14 protein-coding genes are annotated in these 17,054 nt (G+C 45.2%); 6 read left to right on the top strand and 8 right to left on the bottom strand.

Annotation, left to right across the window (positions count from 1 at the left end; genetic code table 11):
* Nucleotides 1–271: 271 nt before the first annotated feature.
* From purN to C7475_RS12145, 4 genes are all read left to right on the top strand, one after another.
* Nucleotides 272–838, top strand: a complete 567-nt coding sequence (purN, locus tag C7475_RS12160) for a phosphoribosylglycinamide formyltransferase (RefSeq protein WP_110053614.1) — start codon at nucleotides 272–274, stop codon at nucleotides 836–838.
* A gap of 84 nt (nucleotides 839–922) precedes the next feature.
* Nucleotides 923–1,585, top strand: coding sequence for a hypothetical protein (locus tag C7475_RS12155; protein ID WP_110053613.1), 663 nt, complete (start codon nucleotides 923–925; stop codon nucleotides 1,583–1,585).
* 194 nt (nucleotides 1,586–1,779) lie between these two features.
* Nucleotides 1,780–2,412, top strand: a complete 633-nt coding sequence (locus tag C7475_RS12150) for an SCO family protein (RefSeq protein ID WP_110053612.1) — start codon at nucleotides 1,780–1,782, stop codon at nucleotides 2,410–2,412.
* Between the two features lie 16 nt (nucleotides 2,413–2,428).
* Nucleotides 2,429–2,857, top strand: coding sequence for a Fur family transcriptional regulator (locus tag C7475_RS12145; protein WP_110053611.1), 429 nt, complete (start codon nucleotides 2,429–2,431; stop codon nucleotides 2,855–2,857).
* A gap of 75 nt (nucleotides 2,858–2,932) precedes the next feature.
* Here C7475_RS12145 and C7475_RS12140 read toward each other — a convergent pair whose 3' ends face one another.
* From C7475_RS12140 to C7475_RS12125, 4 genes are all read right to left on the bottom strand, one after another.
* Nucleotides 2,933–4,657 carry a M3 family oligoendopeptidase gene (locus C7475_RS12140; RefSeq protein WP_110053610.1) on the bottom strand — a complete coding sequence of 575 codons (1,725 nt, stop codon included), beginning with the start codon at nucleotides 4,655–4,657 and terminating at the stop codon, nucleotides 2,933–2,935.
* A gap of 201 nt (nucleotides 4,658–4,858) precedes the next feature.
* Nucleotides 4,859–5,398 carry a hypothetical protein gene (locus tag C7475_RS12135; protein ID WP_110053609.1) on the bottom strand — a complete coding sequence of 180 codons (540 nt, stop codon included), beginning with the start codon at nucleotides 5,396–5,398 and terminating at the stop codon, nucleotides 4,859–4,861.
* Nucleotides 5,399–5,729: 331 nt separating this feature from the next.
* Nucleotides 5,730–6,392 (bottom strand): DUF5606 domain-containing protein, encoded by a 663-nt coding sequence (locus tag C7475_RS12130; protein ID WP_110053608.1) that lies wholly within the window; start codon nucleotides 6,390–6,392, stop codon nucleotides 5,730–5,732.
* A gap of 121 nt (nucleotides 6,393–6,513) precedes the next feature.
* Nucleotides 6,514–9,108, bottom strand: a complete 2,595-nt coding sequence (locus tag C7475_RS12125; RefSeq protein ID WP_110053607.1) for a lamin tail domain-containing protein — start codon at nucleotides 9,106–9,108, stop codon at nucleotides 6,514–6,516.
* Nucleotides 9,109–9,230: 122 nt separating this feature from the next.
* Between C7475_RS12125 and C7475_RS12120 the strand changes: the two genes are divergently transcribed.
* Nucleotides 9,231–10,220: an aspartate-semialdehyde dehydrogenase gene (locus C7475_RS12120; protein ID WP_110053606.1), complete on the top strand. Its 990-nt coding sequence runs from the start codon at nucleotides 9,231–9,233 to the stop codon at nucleotides 10,218–10,220.
* 299 nt (nucleotides 10,221–10,519) lie between these two features.
* Entirely contained in the window at nucleotides 10,520–10,771 is a 252-nt protein-coding gene (locus tag C7475_RS12115; protein ID WP_089829114.1) for a hypothetical protein, read from the top strand.
* Between the two features lie 202 nt (nucleotides 10,772–10,973).
* Here the strand turns inward: C7475_RS12115 and C7475_RS12110 are convergent, their stop codons facing one another.
* The 4 genes from C7475_RS12110 to uvrB all read right to left on the bottom strand — a co-directional run bounded on the left by C7475_RS12110 (nucleotide 10,974) and on the right by uvrB (nucleotide 16,984).
* Complete coding sequence (locus tag C7475_RS12110) at nucleotides 10,974–11,639, bottom strand: DUF2461 domain-containing protein (RefSeq protein WP_110053605.1); 666 nt, start codon at nucleotides 11,637–11,639, stop codon at nucleotides 10,974–10,976.
* Nucleotides 11,640–11,762: 123 nt separating this feature from the next.
* A complete protein-coding gene (locus tag C7475_RS12105) occupies nucleotides 11,763–12,842 on the bottom strand; it encodes a porin (RefSeq protein WP_110053604.1) in 1,080 nt (359 codons plus the stop codon).
* Nucleotides 12,843–13,102: 260 nt separating this feature from the next.
* Complete coding sequence (locus C7475_RS12100; protein WP_110053603.1) at nucleotides 13,103–14,491, bottom strand: ammonium transporter; 1,389 nt, start codon at nucleotides 14,489–14,491, stop codon at nucleotides 13,103–13,105.
* Between the two features lie 438 nt (nucleotides 14,492–14,929).
* Nucleotides 14,930–16,984, bottom strand: a complete 2,055-nt coding sequence (gene uvrB / locus C7475_RS12095; protein ID WP_110053602.1) for an excinuclease ABC subunit UvrB — start codon at nucleotides 16,982–16,984, stop codon at nucleotides 14,930–14,932.
* Between the last annotated feature and the right edge of the window lie 70 nt (nucleotides 16,985–17,054).

Here is a 17,054-nt window from a genome sequence, read left to right as displayed (position 1 = left end):
TAAAGCGGGTAATCATCAATGCGTTTTGCATGAAAAAAAACATGATAAAAGTCATATTTCAGCACAACCTTATTCCGGATTCAACGATTTGATTGTATATATTATAGCGTGCTCTTTTGAATGGTATTATTTTTGTTCCGGCTGTTGTTTTTTTAACTCCCCTCTGGCTTACAGGTTTCCATAAATAACCCCCCGGCGCCTGGAATGTTCAAATACGCTTATAAATAAGACCAATTAGTTACTTTTGCGCCGTCTTTAATAAACTGTTATTTTGAAAAATATAGCCATCTTCGCCTCGGGAGCAGGTAGTAACGCACAAAAAATAATTGATCACTTCCGCCACTCCACCCTTGCCAGGGTATCCATGATACTATGCAATAAACCGGAAGCCGGTGTGCTGAAGATAGCCGAAAAAGAAGGCATCCCTTCCGTGCTGATAGAAAAAGAACTCTTCTTCCGTACAGACCATTATATAAAGGTGTTACAACAGGCAGAGACAGATCTCATTGTTCTTGCCGGTTTCCTTTGGAAAGTACCTGCTAACCTGGTACAGGCATTCCCCGACCGCATTATTAATATACATCCTGCCCTGTTACCTAAATATGGCGGCAAAGGTATGTATGGCAGCTTCGTACACGAAGCAGTGATCCTCGCCAAAGAAACAGAAAGCGGCATTACCATCCACTTCGTCAACGAAAAATATGACGATGGCGCGACCATCCTCCAGGAACGTTGTACCATCACTCCCGACGATACGCCCGAGACGCTCGCAGCTAAAATTCATCTGCTTGAACATCAGTGGTATCCGGTAATTGTGGAACGATTATTGACCTCTTAATAACGGCTTTCAGCTCAGCTGTAGGCTTCCCCTTATGAACCTGCAACCTCCGGCTGACTGCTGCCGTCAAATGCAGACAACTATATGAAACGACCACTGCTTGTTATTTGCCTGTTGTGCTTTAGTGTAATAACTGTCTTCGCACAGGAGCAAACTCCCTTTCGCAGATCTACCTATATCAAGGTAAATCCCGCCCGCCTGATCAATGAACTGGAAGTCACCATAGAACAGGAACTCTCCGAAAAAGTAAGCATTGAACTGGGCATAAGTGGCATCTATACCGACTATCCCGATTATATCCTGGCAAAGAAAATAGACATCGGTCAAAAAAAGCCCGATATCAGTACCGAACAGTTTGTAGACGGCAGAGGCCTCGGGTTCAGCGCCAGTTTACGCTGGTACCTCGTTTCCCAACATGAGGGCATGTTCCGCGCCCAGGGTACCTACTTTCAACCCGTATTATTATATAAGAAGGTATTCTACCCCAACGATGAGGTGACTATCAATAACGGCGCCTACCAGAATACAGGCGATAAAGACGTTTATGCCCTCCAATTCCTCCTCGGCCGCCAGATCAGGAAGGATAAGTTCATCCTGGACCCTTACGTAGGACTGGGCGTCCGCATGAAAGTATATGACTATAATAACTTCAGCAACAACAATGGAGTAGCCGACTCCAACGACGGAAGACTGATCAGCGTGTTCCCAAGCCTTCATATCGGTATTAAAATCGGACTTAAAATGTAAAAAAACAAGTGCCGCACCTTGACGGCACAGCACATTGTTTACCCTTATCTATGATGCGTAAAACCTTATCAGTATGGGTTTGCCGGCATAGAGAGACCGGCTGCAAAACAAAGATACAATTTTTATGCAACAAAGTTGCATAAGTATATTTAGCTAATTGTGTACTACCTTTGTAGCGTAAAACGATTGGCATTATGTCTAAAAAGAATGTGTTCTATATAATATTCTTCGCATTACTGAGCATCGCCTTTCTGGGGTACTCCGGTTACGTGATCAAAGCAGAGAAAGGAAGCTTCTTCGGAAAAGAGAAATTACCGGTACTAGGCACCAACGGTCATATCGTTGGCGGCTTCTCCTTCACTAACCAGGAAGGAAAAACCATTACCAGTAAAGACGTTGAAGGGAAAGTATATGTAGCGGAATACTTTTTCACTACCTGTACAGGCATCTGTCCGAAGATGAATGCCAACATGGTCAAAGTATATGCTGCTTATAAAGATGAACCCCGTTTCCGTATCCTGTCACATACCGTGGACCCTGAAACCGACAGCATCCCGGTACTGAAGCAATATGCCGAAGAGCATGGCGCCGATCCACGGAACTGGTGGTTCCTGACCGGCAGCAAAAAAGAATTGTATAAATTAGCCAGAGCAGGATACCTGGTGGACGATGGCACCTATGCCGGCGACGAAGATTTCGTACACACCCAATGGTTTGCCCTGGTAGACGGTGAAGGACGTATAAGAGGACTGTATGAAGGAACAAAAAAACCTGACGTAGACAAGCTCATTACAGACATATCCCGGTTGTTAAAGGAAGAAAATTAACGCAGTATATTTTATCATGAGCAACAAGAACAAAGCAAGTATCACTGAACTGCTCCGGGCCAGTAAGCTCAGCATAACAGATACCCGTGTGAAGATATTGGAGCTGTTCATGAACAGCAACGGAGCCCTTGAGCACAGCAGCTTTGAGAAGCTGGCCGGTCAGACCTTTGACCGTGTTACTGTGTATCGCACCTTACAAACATTTCTCGATAAAGGGATCATTCACAGCATTCCAACCACAGATACATCCATCCGTTATGCACTGTGCAAATCGGATTGCTCGGAACATGATCATCACGATCACCATGTTCATTTCAAATGTGAAGAATGTGGTACCACTACCTGCCTGGAAGACACTGACGTGCCAGAGATCCACTTACCGAAAGGATATGCCATGCACAATGTGGACGTAGTGGTAAGCGGGGTGTGTAAACAGTGTAAATAATTATAAAAAAGGCGAAGGCATTGAAATGCAGCGGATCATTCTACTGCATCTCAATGCCTTCGTCTTTTTTTATGATCAGCTGATCTTATCTATCTCTTGCTGTACGAATTCCGCCAGCTCTTTTACATAAGCAGGAGAGAAATCGAACCTGATACCTGCGGTACTATACAGTTCTGGCAGAGTGCGGGTACTTCCCAGACTTAACGCATTGACATAATTGTTCAGCGCTTGCTGTTTGTTCTCCCTATACTGTTTCCACATCGCGATCGCTCCTAATTGTGCAATACCGTACTCGATGTAATAGAAAGGTACTTCGAACAGGTGGAGCTGCCGTTGCCAGCCGATAGATCTGTAAGATTCCCAACCGGTCCAGTCAACCACCCCTGTAGAGAACTCGTCCTGTATCCTGTTCCAGGCTGCAGTACGTTCTTCCACAGTATGCTGTGGGTTTTCATATACCCAATGCTGGAACTTATCGATCGTCGCGATCCATGGGAAGATGATGATAGCACGTTCCAGCTGTTGCAGCTTCGCCCTGCGCAGTTCCTCCTCATTGCTGAAAAAGATATTCCAGGAATCCATGGTGAACAGTTCCATACTCATACTGGCCACTTCCGCTATTTCCATCGGATACTCCTTAAAGGCACTGAGAGAAAGGTGATGACTCAGGAAGGAGTGGACCGCATGTCCACCTTCATGTACCATCGTGGTCAGGTCTTTCATCTGACCGGCTGCATTCATAAAGATGAATGGCACGCCTGTTTCTGCCAGCGGACAGTTATATCCTCCGGGGGCCTTACCAATACGACTGTCCAGATCGAGGCGCCCCATTTTCTGCATCACACGCAGACAATTGCCGAAGAATGGTCCCAGTTCGTCAAAGCACTCGATGGCCTTGTTCACCAGTTCCTCACCTGTCTTGAAGGGTTCCAGCGGCTTGATGCCTGCCGGTTCCGCCTCTGTATCCCAGGGTTTCAGTACGTCCAGCCCCAGTTTCTTACGCTGTTTCTCCTGTAACTTCTTTACCAGTGGCAGGATATGCTCTTTTATAGCTGTGTGGAACTGGAAACAGTCTTCTTTCGTATAGTCAAACCGGCCCAGGTCTTCAAACTTATAGTCGCGGTAGTTTTCAAACCCGGCATTCTTAGCCACCTGGTCCCTCTTCTGTACCAGTGTAGTATAAAGCTGGTCAAACGCATCCTTATCTTCCAGGCGGCGATTAGCCATTTTGGTAAATACTTCTTCCCTTAACGCACGGTCGCTGTTTTCCAGGAACCGGGCAGCCTGCTGCAAAGTATATTCCTGGCCGTTCACAGTAATAGTCATTTTACCGGCGATAGTGCCGTATTGCTGCGACTGGACACTAAGTTCAGCCAGTATCGGCACATTTTCCTCACGGAACAGCTTTACCTGTTTCCGCACATTGCGCAGGTAAGTAGCATATAACTCCTGGTCCAGGCCTTTCAGCCATTCGCTGGCAAGCAATTTCTTATTCAGTGCATCCGCATAGGGCTGCAGTTTGGGCTGGATTTCCATGCAGAAGTAGGCAAATGCCTCTTCCAGCGACTTGTCCGTCGTATCGCAGGTCATGCGTATCTGTCGCCAACAGGCGTCTTCACTAATCACCGCCTCCAGTTCACTGATATCCTTCAGCCATTGTTCCAGGGCCGCCTCACTGTCTAACGCCCGTTGCTGCAGCTCCTCAAAATACGGCTGCAAACCCTCCCACGTAGTTACCGTGAAGTTCTCAGGTAACAGCTTACGTGGCTGTTTCTCAATATTTGCGTCTAAAGTCTTCATTCTACTAAAATAAGAAATTATGCGCCAAAGTCATGAGGCTTCCCGATCGGTCCTTCCAAAAACGAATGGGCAATAACTATAAGTCAAGGCTACGCCCAGCCACTTTTAATGTGGGAACAACACATATCAAAATAATCGGCACTGGCTGGCAAATTGAAGATATTCCGGAATATACAGGCAAAGCTTCCCGGAAAGCGGTTTTTATGTAAGTAGCAATTCCTTCACCGTTGGATTCCCCGGCAGATCTTTCACTGCCACAATGACCTTACCGCCTGCAGGCAGCGCAGTGGCTTTATAATACCAATCTACTCCATTCCGGCCTAAAACTGCACGCCCACTCTCAGTAATAACACCGTCAGCGTCTATTACCCTTACCTCCACTGCTGCTACCCGGAACTCATTTTGGGCAGTCACTACAACCTCCTCATCTTCTAACCTGATATTCTGGACTTCAGGACTGCGGTAAGCATCCTTCACCGCCATATTATAGGCATTTTGACCTGGCCCTGCCAGCGACTGGTAGTAAGCTTTTATCTGCGGATCTTCCAGCATTATGTGCGCACGCATCGAAGCGACGGTCATCTTATGCCTGGCTTCCAACTGCTTCTGCGTAGGCTTTTTCTTTGATGGACCGCGTTTCTTCGCCATAATGATCTGCCCATTCCGTTCGTAGATCGTGATTTGCTTGCCGAGGGTGCCCCGGACAAGCTGCATGAGGATATTGTCTTTAACAATGGCCATAAAAGGTCTTTTTGAGGGTTATAGCAAGTCTATTGTCTTGTTTCTCTAAGGTACGTATAAGCTTACTAAAATGTCACTAAAAGATCACTAAAAGGTCACTTCAATATCGATTTGATATATAGATGCGCTTTTAATACCCTTTTGGTACCCTTATAATAAGCATGTACAAAGCCGACAAAAAGCCTATCTGACTGTTATCAGAAGGGTTAATCTTACTTATTTAGTCTGTAAAAAAAGAGTGGATAAGCGGTAAGCGATATATGGGCATAAAAAAGCCAGACGTTGTATGTCTGTACACACAGCGTCTGGCATTATAAGTTAAGAATACTGACTATTCTTCTGCTTTCTTTTTCTTAGGAGCAGCCTTCTTCTTAGGAGCTTCTTCTCCTTCAGCGGCCGGTGCTTCTTCTTTTTTGGGTTTAGCAGCCTTTTTAGCTGGCTTTTCTGCCGGAGCTTCTTCGGTTGCTACCTCTTCAGCGCCTTCTTTAGCGGCCGCTTTTTTAGGTTTCGCAGCTTTTTTAGCTGGTTTTTCTGCTACTTCAGCTTCCGGAGCAGGTGTTGCTTCAGCGGTAAGAGCAGCGCCATCCTGACCTTCTTCGGCTGGTTCCTCGAATCTCAGGAGATCATTGTTCTTGAGGATGGCATACCATTTTACCATCTTCTTCATATCGCTTACGTAAACCCTTTCTTCGTCGAAAGTAGGGAACACGCTTTTGAAGTAAGACTTGATAGCATTATTGTCAGCCTTTGCCTCAACGGGGGCTGTTTTAGCTTCCTGGTCCTGCATGGCCTTAAATACTTCAGCCAGGTTCACATTATCTCCGGTAGTAAATACTTCAATACTTTCCAGTGGAGTAAAGTTATGGACACGGGAGCTTACAAATTTGGTGCTCTTGTCTTCCAGAGATCTTACGATAGCGCCATCCTGTTTGCTGGCAATCAATTGAAACAAACCACCCAAACCGGTTACTGCAACTATTTCTCTATACTGCATGTTCAAATTTTTAAGAAGCGCAAATATAAAAAATCGTTTCTATCCGACAAATTGGAATAAGGCTGTTGAGCTAATATTATTAATAATTGCTCTGATCAACCTTATTTTTTGACGTAATCAACTAATTTATACCTTTTCCCAATACTATAGGCAATTTCCAATGGCTGACGGCTCCATCCGTACTAAAAGCCTCCGCAAAGATGATATATATTCCTGTTACCAGCCCGCGGTTGAACTCACCCCGGCCGTCCCAGGTCATATACCCCGAGGCTGGCAGTAATGTGTTCTTTTCCAGGTATCTTACCGGCCTGCCCTCTGCATCAAAAATCGTGACATTTATTATATAACCCGGCTCCGGAAAATTATATCTGACAATGGCAAGATCTTCCAGACCATCATTATCCGGGGAAAAAATACTGGGCTGCACCGTCAGGTTACCGGGAAGTGTCATACCAGGTAGTTGCTGTGAATTGCGGCACCCCGGAGTGGCATATTTCACAGTCGTTGCTGCAGAATGCCAATTATACTTGTCCTGAGTACGCCCGTCTGCCTGCAGGCGCTCCAGGGAAACGCCCCGGGTATTGCCGGCTGTACCAACATGCATGTCATCGGAATAATGCAGTTCATCCAATATCCGGCCGCCTTCGTTCAGGAGCACGACTTTTCCCTCTCCGTTTATGAGCGCCGGCAGGTTTGCCCAATATAGGTTGCGCGACTGTGGACAGTCGTAATAGATGCACAAGGCCTGAACATCTGCAGTAAAAGCCCCATAAGCTCCCGGAAGCAGTAACAAATGCTGATCACTGAGCGGAATAAGGTCATCAAGCTCCCCGTCTTCCTTTCGTTTTGCCATATACAAACTAGATAAATCAACGGCCTTCCTGCTCCTGTTATAGATCTCAATAAACTCCGGAACACCAGAGGCAGGATCGTATAGTATTTCATTTATTACGATGTCAAAGCTGTCGGCAGTATTGACCCGGGCGAAGGCAACATCACCGTCGGCAGTTACTTCCTGGCCGGTACAATCCAGTATGCCGGATATGCTCACAGTGTAAACCGTATCCTGCAACAGTGGTGTTGTTAAACGAAGAGATATATTATTATATAACGGGGGATCGGCCGTGATACCGGTAACATGCAACGGCGGAGTAAAATCAAAATGTGCTGGTTCAATTATAGCAAGACTATCCATCATTCCTGAGAACGAGAGCAGAAGTGTGGTACTATCCATCGGATAAGCCTTCACCAACGATATCGGAGGCGGCATTGTACCAGGGCCTGCTGTGCTGTTCGGCAGACCGGGAGTGCCTCCCTGAGATGCGGCAGATGGCTTCCAGTTGCTACTTCCGGCACAGGGCCAGTTGATGTCTGTCATCTCAAGGCTCCAGCCTCCTCTTGCCTTTACAGGGTTATCATACCAGCTACGATCATATCCTATGGCATGTACAAGCAACCCTTCGTCGTTCCGCAGCGTAATGATATCACTATCGCCCGGAGCAGGGAAACTACTGATGCCTAATATTGGAATATCGGCGGGGAACAGGTCAGTACTTCCTTTATCACAAAGCACCAACAGTTGACCTGGTCCAAGCTGATGAGCGGGCAATACGACCTCCCGGCCGCTATTCCCGATCCGCCAGCCTTTCAGCTGTAAGGCATAGGGACTGTTGTTCTTCAGCTCTACAAACCTGGCAGGTAATAGTCCGGCAGAAGGCAATGCCCGTGGTAAGAATTCATGTATCAATACATCGTAACCACTGCTGCTGTAATATAGAAAGGAGATATTGACAGGCTGCATGACATTCCCGGAAAGATCTTTTACCCCACTGATGAACAAACCGCAGCTATCACCGTTAGGGAAGGCTTGCGGAAATTTTATATGAACACAGGACGGTAAATTATTATCCTGCCAGATGCTATCAGCAGTGTTACCAGGAACAGACAAGCTGAAATATTCTGTGTGAGATAGTACAGTGCTGTCGGGCGGTTCACTGAAACATAGCGTAAGTGTCCTGTTGTCATTCAACTGCCAGGATACTAATGTGGGCGATGTCGTATCTTTTATTAATGGCGATACCGATACATCATCGAAATAGTGACGTTTGAAGAACGAAGCGGTTGACTGGCGTACTACAAAGCCCATGAAATGCGAAGTATTGTACATATGATCATTGGCAGTGCCTTCGCGGACGTAGGCTGTGCCAGTGGCCTGTTCGTCTGTCCACAGTTCCCAGTCATTATCTGTCCTGGTTACTTTGATCTTCAGTTTAGTGGACGTATGATTGGTGATCTCGTCACGGCCATCTATCAGCATGACAGGCTGCGTATTGCCATCTTTCCGGTACAGGCATACTTCATCTTTCGTATTCCCTATGCGGACGAAATATCCTCTGACGCCTATCCCTTGGAGGTTTGCGCTATCGGCAGTCAGAAAGACGTCTACATAATTAAGAGACGAAGTGTTGAAATCCAGCTGCAGCCACCATTCCCATATTGCATTACGAGCGACGGAAGAAGGCGTGGCAATATGGAAACTGCTGCTTTGCTGTTGTAGATTGCTCCGCAATCGGCCTGATTGTATCTGCCAGGCAGTGTCAGTACCATTCCAGGAATCCGCCTTATTAATACTTTGATAATCAAAATGTTCGCTCACTTGTGCGAATGAGAGACAGGCCTGCAGGAGCAGGCATGCACAAACAATGGAAATACGCATGTCTAAAAAAGTAGGTTGGTTTAGCCAGAAATTTAGTGAATTTCTATGATTCTGGCGCAGACATTGAAAACCGCGCAGGTTGTGTTAAATTTGCATTTCCAAAAATTTAAAATGTAAAAACAATGAAAGTTGCCGTAGTAGGAGCTACCGGGCTGGTAGGCTCAAAAATGTTACAAGTATTGACCGAAAGAAATTTTCCGGTTACAGAACTGATTCCCGTGGCTTCTGAGAAGTCTGTTGGTAAGGAAGTAACATTTAAGGGCAAGCCATATAAGGTGGTGAATGCCGATACGGCGATTTCCATGAAGCCGGATGTAGCACTTTTCTCTGCAGGCGGAAGCACTTCACTGGAGTGGGCTCCGAAATTCGCAGCAGCAGGTATTACCGTTATCGATAACTCTTCTGCATGGAGAATGGACCCTACCAAGAAACTGGTGGTGCCTGAGGTGAATGGTAAAACACTGACACCTGAAGATAAGATCATCGCTAATCCAAACTGCTCAACTATACAGATGGTGTTAGTGCTGAACCCATTACATGAGAAGTACAAGATCAAACGTGTGGTAGTATCTACTTACCAGTCAGTGACCGGTACTGGCGTGAAAGCGGTAGATCAGCTGATGAATGAACGTAAAGGTGTTGAAGGTGAAAAAGCGTATGCACATCAGATAGACCTGAACGTTATCCCACAGATCGATGTATTCCTGGAGAATGGTTATACGAAGGAAGAGATGAAGATGGTGAAAGAAACCAACAAGATCATGGGAGATGATAGCATCCGTGTAACGGCAACTACAGTACGTATACCGGTAATAGGCGGTCACAGTGAATCTGTGAACGTGGCGTTTGATAAAGAGTTCGAACTGGCTGACGTGCGTTCAGTACTGGAAAAAACAGCTGGTGTGATTGTAGTGGACGATCCATCTAAACAGCAGTATCCGATGCCGAAAGATGCTCATGACAAGGATGAAGTGTTTGTAGGCCGTCTTCGTCGCGACGAAACACAGGAAAAAACGCTGAATATGTGGATCGTGGCAGACAACCTGCGTAAAGGGGCTGCAACGAATGCTGTTCAGATAGCGGAGTATCTGCATTCACAAAAATGGATCTAAGTGACAACATCTAACGAAAGGAATGACCTTTTATTGGATTTTTCGCGAACGAATAAACGATTTTTCTAAAATAACGAAGAGCAAGTGCCAGGCACTTGCTCTTTTAGTATCAATTTGAGGAGAATTAAGTATCACTTTGACAAAAATTACACAGAAGTAGTATTGCTTTCTGCTAGATAAAATCCAATTTTGGTATCAATAATCCTATGCCAACTTACTTATTCCAAAAAAGTCACTTTTTAAGAAAGTAAGGTGCCGAAGAACTAAAATTCACAAATCCGTAAACACCCTTAAGTCCTATGAAAACCAACGCCAATCGCGAGCTTTTACTGATGCACAAATTTACTGAAGAGTGGAGTTCTAATTTTTCTTCACAGGTGTCCCGCATCATGAACATTGTGGATCAACATGATACACTGGACGGCATTATCCCGATTATTGAGGTAGCCAACGTGTATAATCAACGTTTTGCGCACACTAAGACAGATAAAGAAAATCTGTTAAAGAACCGTAAGGCAAGACCTTTTGAATTCCTGATCCACAAAAACTAACCCGTTAAAACTTATTGTGCTGTAAGCATCTGCCGGTAATAAATATGTGTACCGGCGTATACGTATCCGGCAGATGTCCATACGGCCTTAGGTAAAAGCAGGTAACTTTCTCTTTAAAAATAACGGTGCATTGTGGCTTACCCATCTGTGATGACAGACAGTGATCTGTAATATTATTTTCACGTTCCGAAACGTTCCCTGACTATTCCGTATCGAGTGCCCTGTCCATGAACTTAACAAAGGGCTGCATCACTGCAAATATTTTCAGTATTTCCCTTACCAGTGCAGGCTGTGTGGCAGCATCATCAGAAATATGATGCCATACGGTGAAGCTTTTTAATTTAAGATATGCGATGGCAGGATTGTCTGGTTGATAGCCCTGCGGAGCGGTCTTAAGGGATTCTCCTTCTATTTTACCAAAGTAGCGGATAAATTCTTTATTGGAGATGATCTGCTGGAATTCCTCAAAGTTATAATCTATTTCCTGTCTGACCTTTTTCAGGACGTTTGCTTCCGGCATCCACAGGCCACCACCGGCGAAGCTGCTGCCTCCAGGTTCCAGGTGGAAGTAATAACCAGGACGCGGCGTTTTACGCCCGCCCGGAGCAAAAGCCGCTCCCATATTGGTCTTATAAGGCGTTTTATCTTTTGAAAAGCGAACATCCTTATAAATACGGAAGGTACAGTCCTTTACCTCCAAGCCAACAATAGCAGGATCCTGCTTATACAAGCCATCCAGTATCTGCTGAACTACGCTTTCGTAGTCAGCCTTCGCCTTCTGGTAATCCGATTTATGTTCATCAAACCAGACTTTATTATTATTCTTACTCAATAACTTTAAATACTTCAACGTGGAGGGCTGCAGCATGTAATCAGTTTTGCTCACAAAATAAAAAAATATTTTCCTTCAGAGGCAATATGAATGGCTTATGCTCTTCTCTCCCGGCCCGCAGGCAGGAAAGAAGAGCATAAGCCAGGAGCTAAGTCCTGTTTAGAAATGATATGTAGCAGCCAGTAAAAGGCTAGGTGAAGTACCCACAGCAGCCCCGGATTTCTTACTGAAGATATCGACAGAAGCTTTATCCACCCTGAATTCCGGTACAATGGTAAGGTTTCCTACTTTGTAATTTAGTGAAAGCGTACCTGCCAGCACATTACCGCCGTCGGTACCACTGAATGTTTTCAAGGCATCCGGATCATCGAAGTATTCGCCGCGCAACGTCAGTCCTAGCTTTTCAGTGAAATCAAGGTTGACATATAATGCGGATCCCCACCATTGCTTTGCGGTTTCACCAGGTTCTTTCTCACGTGTATTATTGTAAGTGCTGACAGTACCATTATATCCCAATCCCAATACGGAATTAACCTGATAAGTTGCAACGAAGTCGATCTGATGGTTTTGAATACCGGTAGTATCTTTTCCTTCCAGGTAATTCAGATACAATTTAAGGGGCGCTTTGGTAGAGGAATATCCCAATTGTGCACCGACATATTTATTATTTGTCCAGGATGCAGATTTGAAATCGGTCGGATTAAAGACACCGATCATAGCCGTCCATGCCGCACTGATCGTGATATCGGCCTTAACGCCGGTACTGAAGAAAGGACCGTTGCTGAACATATAACTCATGCTGTAGTTCCTGTTCAGATAGGCATCCAGCAGTTCGTAGCCTACATGGGTCCCGAAGCTCCCCATGCTAACCTTTAACTTGTCCAGTACCTGATAGCCAACATATAACTGTTTAATGACTACCTCTGCGGTGTTCACCTTATCGGTCGTTTCGTTGTATGAAAACTCTGCGGCCCTTTTACCAAAGCCGACATCCGCCACTATACTTCCTTTCTTAAACTCATGTTCGGCTTTAAGGGATATCATGCCCAGTTCAAAACTATTATGAGAGTTCGTGAAGCTGGTTTTATTATCAATATTGTCATTAAAATTATACCTGTAATAAACGTCTGCGGAGCCAGAAAGCTTGACCAGTGGAGATTTAGTCGTATCAGCAGCAGTCTGGGAATGGGCAATAAGCGCCTGACAGGCAGCATATGCTACCAATAAAACTTTTTTCATGCAAGGAAATTTGGTTGATAAAAATGGTGTGCGTCTGTTGTTCTTCTTGATTCGTTGCTCGCCGTTCTATAGTGGAAATACAGGTGAGAGAAAAGAATAGCTAATAACCAACCGGAGGAATACTACATGGAATACGATAGAAATTGGTTGATAAATAATCCTGGTTGATAAAATAAAATACTGTCTACGTTATTTATCTCCAGTTTGATTATTAGCTATTCTCACATTGGGATGTCAAACTATGTTAATGTCTTTTATGCTTAGTGCACCATCTGTTCTTCTTTAAGCGTACCGTTGTCGTATACGCTCATCATAGCCGGATGATATTGTTCGTTGTGCTGAGTAGCATCCAGACCGAGGGCTTCTTCTTCATCACTTACACGCAGCGGATGGATCAGGTCAATCAATTTGAAGATACCTAAGGAAACTACAAAACTGTATACTACCACGATCAATAATCCGAGCACCTGATTTTTGAAGAGCTCAAAACCTCCGTAGAACAGGCCATCACTGATAGCGCCATTTACGTTCTTGCTGGCGAATATACCGGTCAGCAGCATACCTACCATACCACCTACGCCATGGCAAGGGAATACATCGAGTGTATCGTCAATAGCAGTTTTGGATTTGTAGTGAGCTACCAGGTTAGAAACGATAGCAGCAACGAAGCCGATCATGATACTCTGCGGGATGCCCACAAAGCCGGCAGCAGGCGTGATGGCGACCAGACCAACTACAGCGCCGATACAGAAACCGAGTGCAGAAGGTTTACGGCCACGGATCACATCAAAGAAGATCCAGGATAAACCGGCAGCAGCAGCAGCGGTATTGGTAGTAGCGAAAGCTGAAGCAGCCAGTCCGTTAGCGCCCAGAGCGGAACCGGCGTTAAAGCCGAACCATCCGAACCACAGTAAACCTGTACCTAACAGTACGAAAGGAATATTGGCAGGTTGCAATTCTTTCTTTTCTATATGGTCCTTACGGCGTTTCAGTACCAGTACACCAGCAAGCGCAGCGCAACCTGCTGAGATATGTACTACTGTACCACCTGCGAAGTCAAGCACTCCCATCTTGAACAGGATCCCTTCAGGATGCCAGGTCCAGTGTGCGATAGGCGCATAAACAAGCAGGGTGAATAACACCATGAATAATACGTAAGATGTAAAACGGATCCTTTCCGCTACGGCACCTACTACCAGTGCAGGAGTGATCACTGCGAATTTCATCTGGAACAGTGCGAATAACAGCAAAGGAATTGTTGTACCGAGAGACCAGGGCTCTCCGGAAGGTACACCTCTGAAAAACAGGAAAGTTGAAGGATCACCGATCAGACCATTAATCGATTTACCGAAGGAAAGGCTGAACCCTACGGCTACCCACATGATGCTTACTACACCGGTAGCAATGAAGCTCTGTACCAATGTTGAGATCACGTTTTTACGATTTACCATACCACCATAGAAGAATGACAGTCCGGGCGTCATCAGAAATACGAGGCAGGACGCCACCAGTATCCAGGCAATATCTCCATAATTGTATTGGCCCTTAGGATCAGCAAAAGGAAGCTCTCCCGGAACAAATAATGCAATTATTGCGACAACTGCCAGCACAAGGAAGGGCAAATAGTCTTGAAAGGATGTTTTCTTCATAGCTGTGCATTTTTAAATTTCTTCAATAAAAGTATGAAGGATATTCACCGCATCAAATAGAAAAGGCAAAAAATAGAAATGATTGAAGAAAAATATGGTATCAGGGGCTAAATATTAACTACATTATTATTAATTATAATATAAGTGTTAGTTTTCGGGAGAATAAGTGTCTAAAATACGGGATGTCATTCTTCCCAATTAACTTATATTCAATTAGTTATAAAAACAGCAAGCAGGTGTTTAACAATTTTCTAACATTGGGTAGACAGTTGCTACTGCAAGTAGGCGATTAGTACTATAATAAACTAAAAATCAGCTTAATAAATATTAAGCTGATTTTGTTACATGAAATAAGGCTGTTAAATAATTTTCATACATTAAAATAATTGTAATGTATTTTTTATGATCCAGAACATAAAAATGGACCTTACCGCGATGTTATTGCTTCATACTTTCTAATTCGCGTTGCATTGCGAACATTTGATCACGTAATCTGGCTGCTTCCATAAAGTCGAGGTCTTTTGCCGCCTTCTCCATGTCCTTTTTCACCTTACCAATTGCTTTCTCCATTTGCGGGATTGTCTTGGCAGCAGTAGCCTCCTGTTTAGCATACCCCAGTGCATCTTCCGCTACAAGCGTTACCTCATCGTGTACTGCATATGGAGAATTTTCGTCGAACTGCTTGATTTCCAACACAGCGGTCTGTCCCAATATCTGCTCCTTGCTTTTCAGTACCGTTCTGGGCGTAATATTGTTTTCAATATTATAGGCGATCTGTTTCTCCCGGCGACGGTCTGTTTCATCGATAGTACGCTGCATACTGTCTGTAATCTTGTCGGCATAAAAGATGACCAATCCTTCCACATTACGGGCCGCACGACCTGCAGTCTGCGTCAGGGAACGTTCATCTCTCAGGAAACCCTCCTTATCGGCGTCCAATATGGCCACCAGCGTCACCTCGGGCAGGTCAAGTCCCTCACGCAACAGGTTTACACCCACCAGGACATTTATATTACCCAAGCGAAGGTCCCTCAATATCTCTATCCTCTCGAGGGTATCGACTTCCGAGTGGATGTACCGGGACTTAATATTAATACGGTGCAGGTATTTATCCATCTCCTCCGCCATCCGCTTGGTAAGGGTTGTGACCAGTACACGGCCACCTTTTAATACGCGTTTATCTATTTCCTCCAGCAGGTCATCTACCTGATTTACGCTTGGCCTTACTTCTATAGGTGGTTCCAGCAGTCCGGTAGGCCTTACAACCTGTTCTACTACCACACCTTCCGTTTGCCGCAACTCATACTCACCTGGCGTAGCACTGACAAAGATCGCCTGGTTCACCAGGTTCTCGAATTCATAAAAGTTCAGCGGCCTGTTATCCATTGCAGAAGGCAGCCTGAAACCGAAATCGACCAGGGTCAGCTTACGTGATCTATCTCCACCGTACATACCGCCGATCTGAGGGATGGTTACGTGACTTTCATCTATTACCAGGAGAAAATCTTTCGGGAAATAATCCAGCAGGCAGAAGGGACGTGTACCAGGGGCACGCCTGTCCAGGAATCGGGAATAGTTCTCGATACCACTACAGTAGCCCAACTCCCTGATCATTTCAAGGTCATAGTTCACACGTTCAGATAGACGCTGCGCTTCCAGGTGTTTCCCGATAGACCGGAAGTATTCCACCTGTGCCATTAACTCATCCTGGATCTCGAAGGTGATCTGCGCCATCATATCTTTAGGCGCCAGATAGAGATTAGCCGGGAAGATGGCCGCATTGTCCATCGTGCCTATGCGTTTACCGTTCTGTACATCAAAGCTTTCTATCTCTTCGATCTCATCACCGAAGAAAGTAATACGGTAACCAAAATCCACGTAAGGCAGGTTAATGTCCACTGTATCGCCTTTTACCCGGAAGTTCCCTCTATTGAAATCGCCCGTGGTACGTGTATACAGGGAGTTGACCAGACCATGCAGTACTGTATTACGGCCGATGGTTTGTCCTTTATGCAAACGGATAATACCATTTTCATAATCCGTAGGGTTACCCATACCATATATACAGGACACACTGGCCACTACTATGATATCCCTGCGTCCTGACAAAAGGCTGGTAGTAGCCCTCAGTCTCAGCTTATCCAGCTCTTCGTTGATGGACAGGTCCTTTTCTATATAGGTGTCGCTTACCGGCATATAAGCTTCCGGCTGATAGTAATCATAATAAGAGACAAAGTATTCTACAGCATTATCGGGGAAGAACTGACGAAACTCTCCGTACAGCTGTGCCACCAACGTCTTATTGTGTGTCAGCACCAGCGTAGGGCGCTGCACCTGTTGAATGACATTGGCAACGGTAAATGTTTTTCCGGAACCCGTTACCCCCAGTAAAGTTTGGGCTGGCGCTCCATCCTGTATTCCTTCTACAAGCTGGCGAATGGCTTCCGGTTGATCGCCTGCGGGGGCATATGGTGCATTTATCTTGAAGGGCATATTCTAAATTATAGCGTTATCAAATGTACAAATTAATAGAGAGTGCTTTTTCATTTGAAAAATCTGGCTC

It is taken from the genome of Chitinophaga sp. S165, assembly GCF_003182155.1.
GTDB lineage: Bacteria > Bacteroidota > Bacteroidia > Chitinophagales > Chitinophagaceae > Chitinophaga.
This window is presented reverse-complemented; position numbering and strand designations above follow the sequence as displayed.

Excerpts from the sequence above, each read along its gene's own strand:
- uvrB (WP_110053602.1), bottom strand. The coding sequence starts at position 16,984 with ATGCCCTTCAAGATAAATGCACCATATGCCCCCGCAGGCGATCAACCG.
- C7475_RS12150 (WP_110053612.1), top strand. The coding sequence starts at position 1,780 with ATGTCTAAAAAGAATGTGTTCTATATAATATTCTTCGCATTACTGAGC.
- C7475_RS12125 (WP_110053607.1), bottom strand. The coding sequence starts at position 9,108 with ATGCGTATTTCCATTGTTTGTGCATGCCTGCTCCTGCAGGCCTGTCTC.
- C7475_RS12140 (WP_110053610.1), bottom strand. The coding sequence starts at position 4,657 with ATGAAGACTTTAGACGCAAATATTGAGAAACAGCCACGTAAGCTGTTA.
- C7475_RS12145 (WP_110053611.1), top strand. The coding sequence starts at position 2,429 with ATGAGCAACAAGAACAAAGCAAGTATCACTGAACTGCTCCGGGCCAGT.
- C7475_RS12135 (WP_110053609.1), bottom strand. The coding sequence starts at position 5,398 with ATGGCCATTGTTAAAGACAATATCCTCATGCAGCTTGTCCGGGGCACC.
- C7475_RS12130 (WP_110053608.1), bottom strand. The coding sequence starts at position 6,392 with ATGCAGTATAGAGAAATAGTTGCAGTAACCGGTTTGGGTGGTTTGTTT.
- C7475_RS12155 (WP_110053613.1), top strand. The coding sequence starts at position 923 with ATGAAACGACCACTGCTTGTTATTTGCCTGTTGTGCTTTAGTGTAATA.
- C7475_RS12105 (WP_110053604.1), bottom strand. The coding sequence starts at position 12,842 with ATGAAAAAAGTTTTATTGGTAGCATATGCTGCCTGTCAGGCGCTTATT.
- C7475_RS12110 (WP_110053605.1), bottom strand. The coding sequence starts at position 11,639 with ATGCTGCAGCCCTCCACGTTGAAGTATTTAAAGTTATTGAGTAAGAAT.
- C7475_RS12115 (WP_089829114.1), top strand. The coding sequence starts at position 10,520 with ATGAAAACCAACGCCAATCGCGAGCTTTTACTGATGCACAAATTTACT.
- C7475_RS12120 (WP_110053606.1), top strand. The coding sequence starts at position 9,231 with ATGAAAGTTGCCGTAGTAGGAGCTACCGGGCTGGTAGGCTCAAAAATG.
- C7475_RS12100 (WP_110053603.1), bottom strand. The coding sequence starts at position 14,491 with ATGAAGAAAACATCCTTTCAAGACTATTTGCCCTTCCTTGTGCTGGCA.